11 protein-coding genes are annotated in these 16,019 nt (G+C 44.3%); 5 read left to right on the top strand and 6 right to left on the bottom strand.

Annotated features, from left to right (window positions below):
- Nucleotides 1-52 precede the first annotated feature (52 nt).
- Both JMX83_RS09180 and JMX83_RS09175 read right to left on the bottom strand, forming a co-directional pair.
- A complete protein-coding gene (locus JMX83_RS09180) occupies nucleotides 53-2,098 on the bottom strand; it encodes a BCCT family transporter (RefSeq protein ID WP_201600925.1) in 2,046 nt (681 codons plus the stop codon).
- Nucleotides 2,099-2,420: 322 nt separating this feature from the next.
- Nucleotides 2,421-2,864 (bottom strand): HIT family protein, encoded by a 444-nt coding sequence (locus JMX83_RS09175; protein ID WP_201600922.1) that lies wholly within the window; start codon nucleotides 2,862-2,864, stop codon nucleotides 2,421-2,423.
- A gap of 238 nt (nucleotides 2,865-3,102) precedes the next feature.
- On the opposite strand from JMX83_RS09175, the gene JMX83_RS09170 reads away from it, so the two are divergent.
- The 3 genes from JMX83_RS09170 to JMX83_RS09160 all read left to right on the top strand — a co-directional run bounded on the left by JMX83_RS09170 (nucleotide 3,103) and on the right by JMX83_RS09160 (nucleotide 7,425).
- The gene (locus JMX83_RS09170; protein ID WP_227675803.1) at nucleotides 3,103-3,843 is read left to right on the top strand and encodes a hypothetical protein; all 741 of its coding nucleotides are present in this window, start codon (nucleotides 3,103-3,105) and stop codon (nucleotides 3,841-3,843) included.
- A gap of 191 nt (nucleotides 3,844-4,034) precedes the next feature.
- Nucleotides 4,035-5,921: a dihydroxy-acid dehydratase gene (ilvD, locus tag JMX83_RS09165; protein WP_201600920.1), complete on the top strand. Its 1,887-nt coding sequence runs from the start codon at nucleotides 4,035-4,037 to the stop codon at nucleotides 5,919-5,921.
- A gap of 256 nt (nucleotides 5,922-6,177) precedes the next feature.
- Nucleotides 6,178-7,425: a cation:proton antiporter gene (locus JMX83_RS09160; protein WP_201600918.1), complete on the top strand. Its 1,248-nt coding sequence runs from the start codon at nucleotides 6,178-6,180 to the stop codon at nucleotides 7,423-7,425.
- Nucleotides 7,426-7,481: 56 nt separating this feature from the next.
- On the opposite strand, the gene JMX83_RS09155 is transcribed toward JMX83_RS09160, so the two are convergent.
- From JMX83_RS09155 to JMX83_RS09140, 4 genes are all read right to left on the bottom strand, one after another.
- Nucleotides 7,482-8,927 carry a serine hydrolase domain-containing protein gene (locus tag JMX83_RS09155; RefSeq protein WP_406947625.1) on the bottom strand — a complete coding sequence of 482 codons (1,446 nt, stop codon included), beginning with the start codon at nucleotides 8,925-8,927 and terminating at the stop codon, nucleotides 7,482-7,484.
- A gap of 157 nt (nucleotides 8,928-9,084) precedes the next feature.
- Nucleotides 9,085-9,609 (bottom strand): beta-lactamase hydrolase domain-containing protein, encoded by a 525-nt coding sequence (locus JMX83_RS09150; RefSeq protein ID WP_201601003.1) that lies wholly within the window; start codon nucleotides 9,607-9,609, stop codon nucleotides 9,085-9,087.
- A gap of 136 nt (nucleotides 9,610-9,745) precedes the next feature.
- On the bottom strand, nucleotides 9,746-10,657 hold the full coding sequence (locus JMX83_RS09145) for a MaoC family dehydratase (RefSeq protein ID WP_201600914.1): 912 nt from the start codon (nucleotides 10,655-10,657) through the stop codon (nucleotides 9,746-9,748).
- A 307-nt stretch (nucleotides 10,658-10,964) separates the two neighbouring features.
- Complete coding sequence (locus JMX83_RS09140) at nucleotides 10,965-12,365, bottom strand: 3-oxoacyl-ACP reductase (RefSeq protein WP_201600912.1); 1,401 nt, start codon at nucleotides 12,363-12,365, stop codon at nucleotides 10,965-10,967.
- Nucleotides 12,366-12,933: 568 nt separating this feature from the next.
- Here JMX83_RS09140 and JMX83_RS09135 point away from each other — a divergent pair.
- Together JMX83_RS09135 and ppk2 are read left to right on the top strand one after the other, a co-directional pair.
- Nucleotides 12,934-14,547, top strand: coding sequence for an acetyl-CoA C-acetyltransferase (locus tag JMX83_RS09135; RefSeq protein ID WP_201600910.1), 1,614 nt, complete (start codon nucleotides 12,934-12,936; stop codon nucleotides 14,545-14,547).
- 322 nt (nucleotides 14,548-14,869) lie between these two features.
- A complete protein-coding gene (gene ppk2 / locus JMX83_RS09130) occupies nucleotides 14,870-15,829 on the top strand; it encodes a polyphosphate kinase 2 (protein ID WP_265089522.1) in 960 nt (319 codons plus the stop codon).
- Nucleotides 15,830-16,019: the final 190 nt, after the last annotated feature.

The raw sequence follows: 16,019 nt of genomic DNA, 5'->3' as shown, positions 1-16,019 counted from the left end.
TTAACGTGAATAGCTTGCATAAGCATTAGTCATTTTTGATACATGCCGTGCATTATTTATCAAGCACACTGCCCTGCTCTAGCGTGATGTCATCATCATGCTCTTGCATGCGCCACGGTAGACTATCAGGCGATACATTGAGGAAATGTAAATACTTCTCGAACTGATCGATGATGTCATTAATCACTGATTCAGATTTGTAGCCGTATAAATCATACGTCTGACCACCACGGCGTAGATACACCTCAGCACGATGATGGTGCTCTTGTGGCAATGTATCTGCACTGTCTTCAGTATAATAATCGGGCGCATCATGCTCAGATAGGCGCACTTCATACCAAAACTCGACATCGTCACCACGTTGTAACTCAAGCACCGCACGGTTATTGACTGCGTCATAGTTGACCTCAGTCGTCCAACCAGTTTCTGCAAATTTAGACGACACTTCCATCATCGAAGGCATCACCACTTCTTTGATGTAATTCAAGACCTTTTCACGCGTTGGCTTGTCGGTCATATAGTCGATACGCTCGCGCCATGCAGACGGTTTAAGTAGATGCGGTGGCAGTCTGTTGTCATTACCAAGGCTCTGATTACGATGTCCTTCGATACGCAGCGCACGCCACATGCCAAACATTGAGATCAGAATGATAATCGCAAACGGTAACGCACTGACGATAGCTGCCGTTTGTAGCGCCGTTAGGCCACCTGCAATCAGTAGGACGGCTGCCACAGCGCCTTCGGTCACTACCCAAAAGCTACGCTGCCACCACGGCGTATCACTGCGACCACCAGCTGCTAGCGAATCGATCACCAACGAGCCAGAATCCGATGACGTCACAAAAAAGGTAATAATCAATAAAATGGTCAATGACGACACAAATTCAGTAAATGGCAAGTTCTCTAGTAGCTTAAACAGAGCAATCGCTTGGTTGTTTTGTACTTCACTGATCAATGAGGTATAACCATCGACCATAATCATGTGTAGCGCGGTATCACCAAACACCGAGAACCAAAAGAACGTAAAGAAAGTCGGTACGAGCATCACACCCAATACGAACTCACGGATGGTACGACCACGGCTAATCTTGGCGATAAACAGACCCACAAAAGGCGCCCATGCAATCGTCCATGCAAAAATAAACAAGGTCCAGCTGCCGATCCAATCGCTATTTTCGTACGCCTGTAAGCTAAAGGTACGCTCGACGATATTACCCAAATAGCTACCCGTATTTTCCATAAAGGCGTTCAAGATAAAAATCGTCGGACCGACAACAAATACAAATAGCATCAGCGCAGTTGCCAATAGCATATTTAAAATAGATAAGCGTTTTACGCCCTTATCCATCCCTGCCAATACCGATACCAATGCCGCGGCTGTCACCAAGGCAATGGCAATCACCTGTACGGTCGTATTCACTGGAATGATATCTGGCAACAGATAATTGAGTCCCGCATTAATTTGCGATACTGACAAGCCCAAACTGGTAGCAATACCGAACATCGTACCCAATATCGCAAACACATCGACCGTATGACCGATAGGGCCATGAATCCTGTCACCAATAATCGGATACAGTGTCGAGCGTATTGATAATGGTAGACCATGACGAAACGCAAAATACGCTAAGGATAAACCAACGACACCATAAATCGCCCAAATATGAAAACCCCAGTGGAAATACGCAATTTGCATCGCCTCTTTTGCCGCGGCAATAGTCTGCGGGTCCGACATTGGCGGACTGGAAAAATGCATCACTGGTTCCGCTACCCCATAAAACAGTAGCGCAATCCCGTAGCCTGCCGAAAATAGCATGGCAAACCATTCAAGGAATCCGTACTCCGCCTCAGCATGATCAGGGCCCAGCTTGATACTGCCATAAGACGAAAACGCCAGTACAATAATAAACATCAAAAACAGGGCCACTGCCAGCATATAAAACCAGCCGAATGTCTCAGTCGTAAAACTAAGCACATCACTGAACAGAGCACCCGCTGCCTCAGGATCAATCGCGGTACCGATGACTAGCAGCAGCATAATGACCGCTGCAGGTATAAAAACGGGCAATAAAATGGTAGAGCGTGAACCGTTACTCATAAGCAGTGGTATCCTCAAAGCCAAGAAAATAGGAGATAAAAACGATATCCCTAAACATAATCAACATAAAAACTATCAATATAGAGACTGCTAAATCATCATGGCGGTGGTAATACCGATTGATAATAGCCAAGTAATATGTTGGTAGTGTTAAACAAGGATACTGTGTAACATAATCTTTGCCTAAACCCTAGAACGGGCGCGTATTTATAACAATAACTTAACGATTCTTACACAATTATTACTGGGCAATAAAAAAGGCAACTTGTTAGTTGCCCTTCAATCTTATATACCTATCATCCTAGCAATTTATGCCTCGATATCAGACGGCACTAATAACCATAGCAAGTCGCTGAGCAATGTCTGCAAGCTCACCTTGATTAGCCTGCGTTACTGCATGACGTCCTAACTCATGAATGCTCGATGGAATCAGATGCACATGATAATGAAATACGGTTTGACCAGCTTCCGCACCATTCAACTGCATTTGGATAATGCCTTCACGTTCAAACACTTGACGCTGGGCCTGCATGACCTTTTTAGACGTCATTAATACCGCAGCGGCATACTCTGGCTCAAGATCTGCCAAATCTACCGCTTTCTGCTTCGGTATCACCAATACATGACCTTCGGCTTGCGGCATGATATCCATAAAGGCAAGCGTCTTATCGTCTTCATAGACTTTGTGACAAGGAATATCACCGTCCAGCATTTTGGCAAAAATATTATTGTCGTCATAAGCAGTCTTTTGATTTACTTCAGTCATTATTTTTTCCTTTGATTATTTGATTGTTGGATGCTTAACAGCTTTTAAAATGGTTTAGAGCGCTTGTCATATAGTGGACGAAATATAAGTTTAGTACAAGTTGCTATCATTTCCGTCGTTGATAAAATCAAGCTGTATACTCCCTAGCTTATCCCACTAATTTATTGGCGAGTCATGCCTTTTAAATGTTATATTAACCCTCTATTTTAACAACGCTATGTTTATGGATTCGTCTACTTTGTCAACTCAACCAGATATGGATAATACTGCTATAACCCTTGATAATAAGGAAGAACACTCTGATATTGAGAGTGAAAGCGGTACTCAAACCATTGACCCAAATGCTATTATCTTAGCAGAAGCCTTGACTGACAAAGCTATTAGCTGGCAGATACACAACTGCAAAATTGTCAAAAAGACCGTCACGCAAGATTTGCCACTGCCTTTTCTTTATCATTACGATAGCTTAGACGATGCCGTCAAGCAGTCGCATCCACTCACCCCTGAATTACTGCTTCAATTCAATACGCCTATGTCAGCTCACGAAGCGGCTAAATTGATTGGCATTGATGAGGAACTGTTGACCAGTCCTTGGCATGTGAAAGTCATTGGTTCATTGGTGGTGTTCAGTGAGGCATTGCAGTTAGCCGTTCGGTTGCATTGGACCAATACGGGCAAAGAGACGCAGCAAATCTATACTAAGGATGCCGCCGACGCTATGATTGCCGCTTTTGAAGACTGGCAGTTTTTTGGTCGTGTCGACGTTCTTTATAAAAATAATAAGCAGACGTTAATCAGTATTGATGCGCAAAATGCCAATACTCAAGCATTACCTGCCGAATCGCTATTGACGATTGACGCAAGTGGCGACTATCAACAGCTTTTGGCCACCCATGCGCTGGCAGCTATTTTGAAGCTAGAAGCCGATAAAGCTGAACTACCTTGGTTTGATAAAGCGATTTTAGCTCGCATTGAATAGTGCCTTAATTGTACTTTTATCATATTAAACCCATTACCATTACTAAGCTATTTTCAATTATTCATATCTAATGGTATGGTAAAGACTTAGTATTATTCACTAGTCTTCATATCAGATAAAAAGCAAACTATAAGCATCACACTTGCGAGTTCACACTCAAAAAAATCTCGCCTATTAGTAAGGAATATCACATGGATTATCGCTCAAAAACCTCTACCGGCGGTCGTAATATGGCAGGCGCGCGCGCATTATGGCGTGCCACTGGCATGACTGACGGCGACTTTGGCAAGCCAATCATTGCGATTGCCAACTCTTTTACCCAATTCGTACCCGGCCATGTGCATCTAAAAGACCTTGGACAACTGGTCGCACGTGAGATTGAGCAAGCTGGCGGCGTTGCAAAAGAGTTCAATACTATTGCAGTCGATGATGGTATTGCGATGGGTCATAGCGGTATGTTGTACTCGCTACCAAGTCGCGACCTGATTGCTGACTCGGTCGAGTATATGGTCAATGCGCACTGTGCTGATGCGCTAGTGTGTATTTCCAACTGCGATAAGATCACCCCCGGTATGCTAATGGCGGCAATGCGTCTTAACATACCCGTGGTATTTATTTCGGGTGGCCCGATGGAAGCAGGCAAAATCCTAGCCAGTACCGTTGGTAAGAGCCACAATACCGATAGTAGTGATAGCAGTGCCGTTCGTAAACTTGACCTTGTCGATGCCATGATGGATGCCGCTGACGACAGCATTAGTGATGAGGACGTAGCAGCTATTGAAGCCTCAGCCTGCCCGACTTGCGGTTCATGCTCTGGGATGTTCACAGCCAACTCTATGAACTGCTTGACCGAGGCGTTAGGCTTGGCCCTACCGGGTAATGGCTCGCTACTCGCTACTCATTCACTACGCCGTGAGCTATTTTTAGAAGCGGGACGCACTATTGTCTCGCTTGCGAAACGCCGCTATGAGCAAGATGATGATTCGGTATTGCCGCGCTCTATCGCGACAAAGGCAGCTTTTGAGAACGCCATGAGCTTAGATATTGCCATGGGCGGTTCAACCAATACGATCTTGCATCTACTTGCTGCGGCCAATGAAGCTGAGATTGATTTTAAAATGGCTGATATTGACCGTCTAAGCCGCGGTGTGCCCTGCCTAGCAAAAGTAGCCCCTGCCTCGCAAAAATTCCATATGGAAGACGTGCATCGTGCGGGCGGCGTCTTTGCCTTGTTGGCTGAACTTGATCGTGCGGGATTGTTGAAAACTGACGTACCGACTATCCATAGTACGACAATGAAAGAAGCGATTGATAAGTGGGATATCATGAATCATGATAACCATGAGGCACGCGCGCGCTTCCTTGCCGCACCGGGTGGCGTTCGCACCACCGAGGCATTTTCACAATCAAAAGAGTGGTCAAACCTTGACGTCAACCGTGAGTCAGGTTGTATCCGTAGTGCCGAACACGCCTACTCTGCAGATGGTGGCTTGGCCGTACTGTACGGCAATATTGCCGAGCGTGGCTGCGTGGTCAAAACCGCTGGTGTCGACGAGAGTATCTTAACCTTTACCGGTCGCGCACGTATTTTTGAATCACAAGATGATGCAGTTGCTGCGGTATTGGCTGACCAAATCGTTGCAGGCGATGTGGTCATCATCCGCTACGAGGGCCCTAAGGGTGGTCCTGGTATGCAAGAGATGCTCTACCCAACGACGTATCTGAAGTCAAAAGGACTGGGCAAAGAATGCGCCCTACTCACTGATGGTCGTTTTTCTGGTGGTACATCCGGTCTATCAATCGGTCATGCTAGCCCAGAAGCTGCTGAAGGCGGTGCCATTGGTCTGGTTGAAGAAGGCGATAGCATTCACATCGACATCCCAAATCGCACTATTAACATGCAAGTCAGTGATGCAGACTTAGCCGCTCGCCGAGAAGCTATGGAAGCGCGCGGTCGCGATGCATGGAAACCCGTCAGCCGTGATCGTCACGTTTCTCCCGCATTACGTGCTTATGCAGCTATGACTACCAGCGCTGATACTGGTGCTGTACGTGACGTAAGCCAAGTAGAGCGCTAAGAACTCTATCTAAACCCTTCGTTTTCATAACTTACTTATAAAAATCTATCAAGCCTGCGCCATGCAGGCTTTTTTTTCACCAAAAAACAACGCATCTGTCGTTCTGATAACTATTTTTTTCGGTAATAATTCTTTTTTATCGTCATGATAAGTCATATTGCAGACTAGATATTAAGCATCCATACCAGCCATTACCAATATCAAAAGTCAACCTCTCAAAACCAGCCCTTAAAACATAACAACATGCGAAAACCTTATGATTGAAAACTACAATTTATTTTTATTAATCTGCGGTATCGCCTTTTTATTAGGGGCATTGTTTCCTGTTATCTTTAAACGCACCTCGATCTCATTGCCTATGCTACAAGTGAGCTTCGGTCTAATGATGGGTTACTGGTGGACGTCTCTATCGTTTTTGGACCCTATCAATAATGGGATAATCATCGAAAAACTGACTGAAATTGTCATTTTGGTCTCATTGGTTGGTGCGGGTATCAAAATTGACACCGAATTTTCTTGGCGGCTGTGGCGACCCACGGTCAGGCTCTTACTCATCACGATGCCCATCGGTATTTTTGCGATGGCAGGGTTAGGCTATTATGCCTTTGGCTTGAGCCTCGGCGCTGCTATTTTGCTGGGTGCGGTATTGGCACCTACCGACCCTGTTCTGGCCTCTAGCATTCAGGTGGGGCCACCTAATACAGGGAGAGAAGACACACCTCGCTTCACGTTGACTTCAGAAGCAGGGTTAAACGACGGATTGGCTTTTCCTTTTGTCTACTTAGCCATTAAAATTGCGGAAGCTTTTAGTGAAGGAAACGCTTTTACCAGTGAGATGCTGTGGTCATGGTTCACCCATGATGTTTTATGGAAGATTGGCGCAGGGGTATTGGTGGGTGTGCTGGTTGGTAAAATATTGGCCAAAGTCGTTTTTTCTAGACACACTCGCGAAACTACCATCTCACAAGGCTATGTGGTTATTGCGCTGACACTACTAGCCTATGGACTTGCAGAGTATGTACATAGTTATGGCTTTATTGCTGTATTTGTGGCTGCATTTGCGTTTCGTCGCTCAGAGTGTGAGCACACTTATCATCAAAAACTACACGATTTTGCTGAGCAATCAGAAGGCTTGCTCATGTCATTAGTGCTGGTTATTTTTGGTATGTTCTTGGGTCAAGGTTTGCAATCTGGGGTTGAGCTTACATGGCGTGTCTATGTCGTCAGCTTTACTTTCCTACTACTTATACGCCCAATTGGCGGATTTATCGCCTTATCAGGACTCCATTTACCCCGTGCTGAAAAATACGCAATTTCAGCACTAGGTATTCGCGGTATTGGTACTTTGTACTATCTATCTTATGCGCTCAACACAGATTTCTTTGCTGAGGATGATGCACTCAAACTGTGGATTGTCTGCTCGATCGTGATTCTAACCTCCATCTTCATCCATGGTCTGAGCGCAACAAGGCTACTTAAAATGACACCGAAAGGGCATCATTAATCATTCATGATGCCAGTATCATTGATAAAGTGAGTTCACTTATAGAGCTGACTTTATCAGCGCACTTCATCAACCCAGCTCAAAACCGCTTCTGTCAATGCAAACTGGCGGATATCATTGAGCATAGTGGTATCAAAATTATGGATAAAGGCAAATGACAGTTGACGCGTAGGATCACACCAAGCGACTGAGCCGTTATATCCCATGTGCCCAAACCCTGATAGTGCTGGATCAATGCTATTATCGATAGTATCTTTACTGCTACATATACTGAATAATCTGTGGTAGCCCAATCGCCACTGCATTGGTGCTGGCATGACGGCATCTAGGCCTGTGACTTGAATTGTGGAGAGCTGCTTAAACGTAGCACTATCAATTAGCGTCTGCCCTTGCCAAACCCCACCATTGGCCAACATGGCATAGATAGTGGCTAGCGCATCCGCTGAAGCGACACCATTAGCAGCGGGAATGATTGCCTGTAGTGTGTTGCGATTATGATAATCAAGTGCTTGTTTTCCGGCAGGAATGAGCGCTGCCTTATAGTTTTTCAGATTGAGCTGGCTGGTATTGAAATATAGGCTATTAATACGCGCAGTATTTAATACAGGTTGTATGTTATCAATATTTTTGTTATCTAGATCGTCATTAAGGCTACTTTGCGTTTCAGCTGTACGCTCATCATTTAGCATTTTCTGTTGCCAGTAATGATAGCTAGGTAGACTTGCATAAGTACGTAAAGTGCTTGGTGAGTCGGATTTTAAGGTTGGTTTTTGGCGCTTGTTACGCAGTTGTACGCTATCCTCATTTGATGACTCAAAGTCTTTGGCAAGCTTTGCTACTTGATCTACTTTGCTATCTGGCACACCAAAATAGCAACTGTCTGCAATACCTAAAGGCTCAGTTAGATACTGGCGTAATGCTTCGGCTAATGACATATGCGTTACGGCTTCTATCACACCGCCGAGTACCCAACCATATATCAACGCACTGTACGCGCTGTCATATGCAGCGGCGTCCTCAGGTGCTGTGATAGGCATTTCCTCAATATGACTCAGCATAGCGCGCCAATCGAGCACCGTGTCACTATCGACATCGATACTGGTGATCGAAAACAAATCAGCCTGATGTGACATCACCTGTCGCAAGGTGATGTTGTCTTTACCTTTTGCGGCAAACTCTGGCCAATAGTGAGCAATGGGCACATCATAACCAAGCAGCTGCTGCGACACCAATACATGCGCTAGCGTCGCTAAAATGCCTTTACCGGTAGAAAAATTAATGGCAAGCGTATCAGACTGCCATAATGCATCCAAACGCGCCATACCTGTACTTGCCTGCGCAATACACTCGCCTGCCTGATACACAACCACAGCACCACCAGCTGGCGCGTCATCAAGTTGTAAATCTGTCAATAACTGTTGTAAGCGGCGTTGTAAATCTATGCTCATAGATGTATCGATATTTTTATTATTTTGATCATTGCTTTGCTTATTGTCGTCCATCATTGCTACCTTGCTCCAGTATTGTGAACTGTCCTAGTATTAAAATCAGTTGGGTACATGCGTTATAGAGATATTGTAGATCAGTATAAATGCATTGATAACCAATAAAAAAGGCCACCTATCGGTCGCCTTTTTATGCTTCAACTATTATGATAATTTAGCGCGGTACTAGCAAGCGATTATGGACTTCTTGTTCAAGCTTGGTCAAGCCGTGACTACGTCCACGCTCCATAGCAGTATCCATCTTGCGCCCACGCAACCAGCCTGCGCGTAGTGCAATGGCAGCCCCTACTCTGTTGCCTGAACCGCAGTGCATGGCCATCTTTTTACCATGATACTGACGCAATATATTATCAAACGCCAATATCTTAAGCTGCTTTAGCTCTTCAGCGCCATTAATAGGCAGGTGCTCGTAGCTCATTCCTGCGCGCTCAACAGCGGCTGATTCATTAAAACTTAACTCATCCTCTGGCTGCAAATTAATCACCAATTCAACGCCAGCTTTTGCTAAGGCGGCGACTTTTTCCTCATTTAACGCGCCGCACACAATGGTATTGGCATCCGGACGAAAATAAGGCTCAAAAACAGCGGACAAATCGACGCCATTATCTGAGTCGCTATGGTCATCACTTGAGATGTCAGTGGTAATGTTTTCATTAGCAGCTGCTGTATCAATAGTCATTGATCTATCAGCTTGATCCGTACTTGTCGCGCTATTTTGTGAATTCATGTTTTGTGCAGTCATAATGATAAACGTGTTGGTTAAATATGGCTATTAAGATATAGGTTTTAATACATCGTACAATGCTTGCTACTTGCTACTTGCTATTTAATGTCACGATACCTGCCAAATGTGGCTTACTGTTTTTAGAGCTGTACAAGCCAAAATCACAGGTATCTCCTGCGTTCTCAAGCTTCGCTACTGGTTGAGCGATAAGCTCTACTTCTGCTGGCAAAAAGATAGGCAGTTTAAATGAGACGTCGACTGTATAAGCATCAGGCAGCTCATCCATTAGAGCAAGACATTTAGCTTTTGACCACATGCCGTGTGCAATCGCTTTAGGAAAGCCAAAAGCGCGCGCTGATAGTGGATGCAAATGAATCAAGTTAAAGTCACCTGAAACAAAAGCATAACGACGACCGATATCTTCTGGTACTTCAAAAATACTGTGTACGTCTTTTTTACCTACTTCTGGCTTCACAGCAACTGGACGCGGCGTGCTTTTTTTATCTTTACTGCTGGTCGTTTTTTTGCTGCGTGATAGGTAAGTTGACGTCCCTTCCCAAATCACTTTGTCCTCTGCTTTAACCGTGGTGACAAAGTCAAATTGCTGACCTTGAGCATGGTCACGTAAGTTATCAAAAGTGACTGACATAGACACCGTTTCGCGCTCACCGATAGGACGATGCTGCGTGACGCTATTGTCTACATGTACCAGACCCAACATCGCAAATGGGAACGGCTCTTTGACCATCATATTCATCTGTAGAGTCTGTGATAGCACTGAAAAGTACGTCGCTGGAACTTTACCATTATCAGCAAAGCCACAAATTTTACGATAGTCATTTAGATTATCATGATCGATATGCAAGTCATCGACGTAATAGGTGGCCTGCGGCAATTGATCTTTACTGACTTTGCCACTGTTACCAATAGGTAGTAAGCTTTTGACGATATTGGCATAGGTAGTGTGCGCTTTTGGCAACGCGTCATAATGGGTGTCTGACATAAGTAAATCCTAAATGTGGCTTGAACAAGATTTTTAACGTATCTAGAGATATTAAGCAGTCATTGACTGGTACCTATTATCTAATAAGCACTATATTCAATCAATTTTACAAGTATCTTTAATAGCAAAAAATAGTTTGGCTGATGGCTCTTGTGTTTTTATCATAAAAAAGCCACCCGTGGGCAGCTTTATTACAATTTATCAGCAAATATTTCGTAAGCATATGTGAGGCAAATCAAAAACAAGGGATAATACCATCACGCTACCCTCTCATTGTTTTCCACATACTCTCACCAATAAATCAGTATTATGCGCCAAGTAAGCTTTGACCACAAACACGAACTGTGTTGCCATTTAGGCCACCCGAAGCAGGTGAAGCCAACCATGCGATGGTCTCAGCCACGTCAACTGGTAAGCCGCCTTGGCTCATTGAGTTCATACGACGACCAGCTTCGCGAATAGCAAACGGAATTGCTTCCGTCATTTGTGTTTCGATAAATCCTGGTGCTACTGCATTGATAGTCATGCCTTTGGCATTGTCTTCTAACTGCTTAGCAGTCGCATCAACCAAACCGATAACGCCCGCTTTAGAAGTGGCATAATTGGTCTGACCCATGTTGCCAGCGATACCTGAAATAGATGACACACATACGATACGGGCATTTTCTTTTAGTACATCATTATCGAGCAAGTAGCGATTCAGTTTAGCAATGCTACCCAAGTTGATATCGATGACCATGTCCCACTTTTTCTCATCCATTCTCGCCAATGTCTTATCACGAGTCACGCCAGCATTATGAATGACTGAATCTAGACCACCACGCTTTTGCGCCGCATCTGCGATTTCTGCGCCAGCGTCATCGCTAGTGATGTCTACTGTCAATGCAGAGCCACTGATTTCGCTAGCAACTTTTTGTAGGTCAGCTTGCTGCTGCGGTACATCAAGACAAATCACATGCGCGCCCTCGCGAGCCAAGACACGGGCGATTGCTTCGCCGATACCACGACTTGCGCCCGTCACTAGCATCGTTTTACCGCCTAAAGGCTGATTCCAATCGACGTCAACTGAGTCGCCCTTGCTCACACGTACCACTTGTCCTGAGACATAAGCTGAACGTGCTGAAGTGAAAAAGCGCAAGGTCGAGTCTAGGTTCTGCTCAGCGCCCGTTTCTACATAGATGAGCTGGGCTGTAATGCCGCGCTTGAACTCTTTACCTACTGATTTTACAAAGCCCTCAAGTGCACGTTGTGCCATGGCAGTTTCGATATCAGTGATGTCCTCTGGCGTACGACCAATAACGATCACTCGGCCTGATTTTTCTACGCGGCGCGCCTCGCTATGAAAAAACTCGTACACTTCTTTTAGCTGATCCGCATTGCTAATATTGCTTGCATCAAAAAGCAACACTTTGAACTGATCGTCACCACCTGTATTGGCTTTTGCTTCAACGCCTGCATCAGCAAGAGCGTCTTTAACATCATCACGGCTGTTTACATATACATCAGCATGCACATCTAACAAAATACGTGCAACAGATTCACTAATGCTTTTGTCCTCACCATTAGCACGGCCAACTAATACACTGCCACGAACCAAACGCTCACCGCTTTCAAAACGATCAAGCGTCGCTGGCATTGGCAAACCTAAGTTCTTTGCGACTTTTTTACCAATAGAAGATTGAACAAAATCACCATAACGGTCTGACATAATATATTCCCTATAAATAATGAATGGTTGAAATAATAGTAAACACTAAATGTAATACGCCTATTATATAGACTCATCAACATTGTAATTATTGATATTTGGTAAATCATCTTAAAACTAGCCTAACTATACACTGCCATTAGAAACATGTCCAAAAACAGACAATGTCTACAACAATCTGTAAACAAGTCAGTATACAAGCTGGCGACTTTTTACCAACTTACTGACCATCATAACATGTTAAAATCCGACCTATAAGTTATGGCAAACATAATTATTGATAACAATATATTATCAAACGTATTGTTATGCAATGCTACTATCTGATACTCGTTGGTACTCGCTAGTCTATTAGCGCCTTAACCAGTATGCTTAAAGCTGTCATTGAACTTATATAAGCGACACATCGTTTGCTAAAGATATACATTAAACGAGCACAAAACGACTTATCATACACAGCGATACTAGGTGATAAATGATAATATTTGATTTTTGCTTAACATGACTTTGCCACTTTTTTTATTTTTACCCTTCAACTTTTCTGCCCATACTTTTTAAGGATAATATTATGAGTAATAAAAACAACCACCCTGATAGTCCAGTTGTCGAAAGTACTGTTGTTAAAGCCAGCGATGCAAAACCACAAGAAACTGCTGAAAACAATGAGCCTACTAAAACTGCTGACGTTAAAGCCGATACTAAGGCTGATAGCACACAAGCTGACAACACAAAAAAAGAAGCGCCAGCTACTAAAAAATCTGATGCTAAAGAAACTGATACCAAAAGCTCAGAGACTAAAGACACCACTAGCAAAAAATCAGATGATGAAAAATCAGAAACCACAGTAGCTAAAAAACCAGCGACTGCTGCTAAAAAAGCGAGTAAGACTAAACCTGCCTCAAATCAAAATCGTGTGGCAATCTTAGGTGGTAACCGTATTCCATTCGCGCGCTCAAATGGCTCATACGCTGACGTTAGCAATACAGATATGCTGACAGCTGCCCTAGACGGCTTGGTTGAGCGCTATAACTTGCAAGACGAAGTCATCGGTGAAGTAGTTGCTGGTGCCGTTATGAAGCTAAGCCGCGATATCAACCTGACTCGCGAAGCAACATTGAACACCGCACTGAACCCACACACGCCAACTTATGATATCTCACAAGCTTGCGGTACTGGCTTGCAAGCGACTTTTGCTTCTGCCAACAAGATCGCACTTGGACTTATTGACTCAGCCATCACTGGCGGCGTAGATACCACCTCTGATGCGCCTATCGCTATTGGCGACGGCTTGCGTAAAGTATTGATCAAACTTGGTGCCGCCAAAGACAATAAGCAACGTCTAAAAGCATTAATGGGTCTAAATCCAAAAGATTTGATCGATTCACCGCAGAATGGCGAGCCGCGTACTGGTCTATCAATGGGTGAGCATCAAGCAATCACCGCGCTTGAGTGGAACATCACTCGCGAAGCTCAAGACGAGCTAGCTTTTAACAGTCACAAAAACCTAGCACGTGCTTATGATGAAGGTTTCTTTGATGACTTGATCACGCCATATAAAGGCCTGACTCGTGATAACAACTTACGCCCAGATACCACGCTAGAAAAACTGGGCAAATTGAAGCCTGTCTTTGGCAAAAAGAACGCCAACCCAACCATGACTGCCGCTAACTCTACGCCACTGACTGACGGTGCTTCTTGTGTACTATTAGGTACGGATGAATGGGCAAAAGAGCACGGCCTCAAGCCACTGGCTTATATCGTTCATCAAGAAACAGCAGCGGTAGACTTCATCGGTAAGTCTGGCACGACAGAAGGCCTACTCATGGCACCAGCTTACGCTGTACCGCGTATGCTTGAGCGTGCTGGCCTAACGCTACAAGACTTTGATTTCTATGAGATTCATGAAGCGTTTGCCTCACAAGTATTATCGACACTGGCTGCTTGGGAAGATGAGACATTCTGTGAAGAGCGCCTAGGTCTTGATGCGCCACTAGGATCGATTGATCATAGCAAGTTAAACGTAAATGGTTCATCACTAGCAGCAGGTCATCCGTTTGCCGCGACCGGTGGTCGAATCCTAGCCACCGCTGCGAAACTACTGGATCAAAAGGGCTCAGGCCGTGCGCTAATTTCTATTTGCGCCGCTGGTGGTCAAGGCGTGACTTGCATCTTAGAAAAATAAGCTTCATAAATTGTGAATCAAAAATACATGCTGACTAATTATTTTAATCAGCATATATCTATCCATAAAAAATGCCCTTTAACTATTTAAAGGGCATTTTTTATTGTCTGTACTTTGCTATGATAGAACCGACCTAGATAGTAGCCTCTTAAAAAAGCCGATACGCCAAACAAAGGTAATATTTATGGGTAAGACAGAACTTCTACTTAAAAAAAAGTTTCTATTAAGAAAAATGAGGCAAATCATTTTTGGCTCTGAAAAATTGGTAATGACAAAACCCGTTACAACCAGTGATTTTCAGTCTCTAACCACTAAGGAGGATTTGGATCGGTACAATCAGGAGCAAGCTATCCTGTCTGAACGTATCGAAAAAGACATTCTTGATGATGAACTGCGTCGAAAAATGCATCAAGATTTAATTGATACCTATGATGAAGAATTAGAAAATGAAATAGATGATTATGCGCGTGACTTTCGTTTTAACGGACGTGAGATGAGCGAGCAAGAAAAACTGGATCGGCGTACCTACTTCCATGAGTTGGTACGATTGCAGCGAGAACTTATCAAGCTGCAAGACTGGGTGGTCGCAAATGGTGAGCGTATCGTCGTTATCTTCGAAGGGCGAGACTCTGCTGGCAAAGGTGGGGCCATTAAACGTATCACTCAGCGGCTCAATCCGCGAGTTTGCCGTGTTGCCGCCTTACCTGCTCCAACGGAACGCGAGCAGACACAGTGGTATTTTCAGCGCTATGTCGCGCATTTACCAGCTGCAGGTGAGATTGTGTTGTTTGATCGCAGCTGGTACAACCGAGGCGGTGTTGAGCACGTTATGGGTTTTTGTACCGATGCGCAGTATGAGGAGTTTTTTCAATCGGTACCAGAGTTTGAACGCATGCTCGTACGATCAGGCATTCGCTTAGTCAAATACTGGTTTTCTATCACCGACGATGAGCAGCATGCACGCTTTATGAGTCGGATATATGATCCGCTAAAACAGTGGAAACTCTCACCAATGGACCTGCAGTCACGCAGGCGCTGGGAAGACTACACCAAAGCAAAAGAGACCATGTTTGAGCGTACCCATATCCCTGAAGCGCCATGGTGGGTCGTTGAAGGTAATAACAAAAAGCGCGCTAGGCTCAACTGTATTGCACATCTGCTCGAGCAAATCCCTTACAAAGAAATACCTCGTGACGAGATTGAATTGCCCAGTCGCAAACGCGATGATGAATACTACCGCGAGCCTATTCCTGATGATATGTACGTACCGCCGCGCTACTAGCACTAACTGATACAAACATATGTCCCAAAAAAAGCCTTATAACTTTATAAGGCTTTTTTATTGATCCTAGATTCAAATAAGAAGTGCAACGTTTTAAAAGAATGAGTTGAAGAGTAAGATGTGCCGTGTTGCATTTCAAACTTCAACTCCTACATATCAGAACGTTATGAAACACTATACACATCTTACC

The sequence above is a fragment of the Psychrobacter piscatorii genome, assembly GCF_904846415.1.
Classification (GTDB): Bacteria; Pseudomonadota; Gammaproteobacteria; order Pseudomonadales; family Moraxellaceae; genus Psychrobacter; species Psychrobacter piscatorii.
This window is presented reverse-complemented; position numbering and strand designations above follow the sequence as displayed.

Excerpts from the sequence above, each read along its gene's own strand:
- JMX83_RS09180 (WP_201600925.1), bottom strand. The coding sequence starts at position 2,098 with ATGAGTAACGGTTCACGCTCTACCATTTTATTGCCCGTTTTTATACCT.
- JMX83_RS09175 (WP_201600922.1), bottom strand. The coding sequence starts at position 2,864 with ATGACTGAAGTAAATCAAAAGACTGCTTATGACGACAATAATATTTTT.
- ilvD (WP_201600920.1), top strand. The coding sequence starts at position 4,035 with ATGGATTATCGCTCAAAAACCTCTACCGGCGGTCGTAATATGGCAGGC.
- JMX83_RS09160 (WP_201600918.1), top strand. The coding sequence starts at position 6,178 with ATGATTGAAAACTACAATTTATTTTTATTAATCTGCGGTATCGCCTTT.
- JMX83_RS09155 (WP_406947625.1), bottom strand. The coding sequence starts at position 8,927 with ATGGACGACAATAAGCAAAGCAATGATCAAAATAATAAAAATATCGAT.
- JMX83_RS09150 (WP_201601003.1), bottom strand. The coding sequence starts at position 9,609 with ATGACTATTGATACAGCAGCTGCTAATGAAAACATTACCACTGACATC.
- JMX83_RS09145 (WP_201600914.1), bottom strand. The coding sequence starts at position 10,657 with ATGTCAGACACCCATTATGACGCGTTGCCAAAAGCGCACACTACCTAT.
- JMX83_RS09140 (WP_201600912.1), bottom strand. The coding sequence starts at position 12,365 with ATGTCAGACCGTTATGGTGATTTTGTTCAATCTTCTATTGGTAAAAAA.
- JMX83_RS09135 (WP_201600910.1), top strand. The coding sequence starts at position 12,934 with ATGAGTAATAAAAACAACCACCCTGATAGTCCAGTTGTCGAAAGTACT.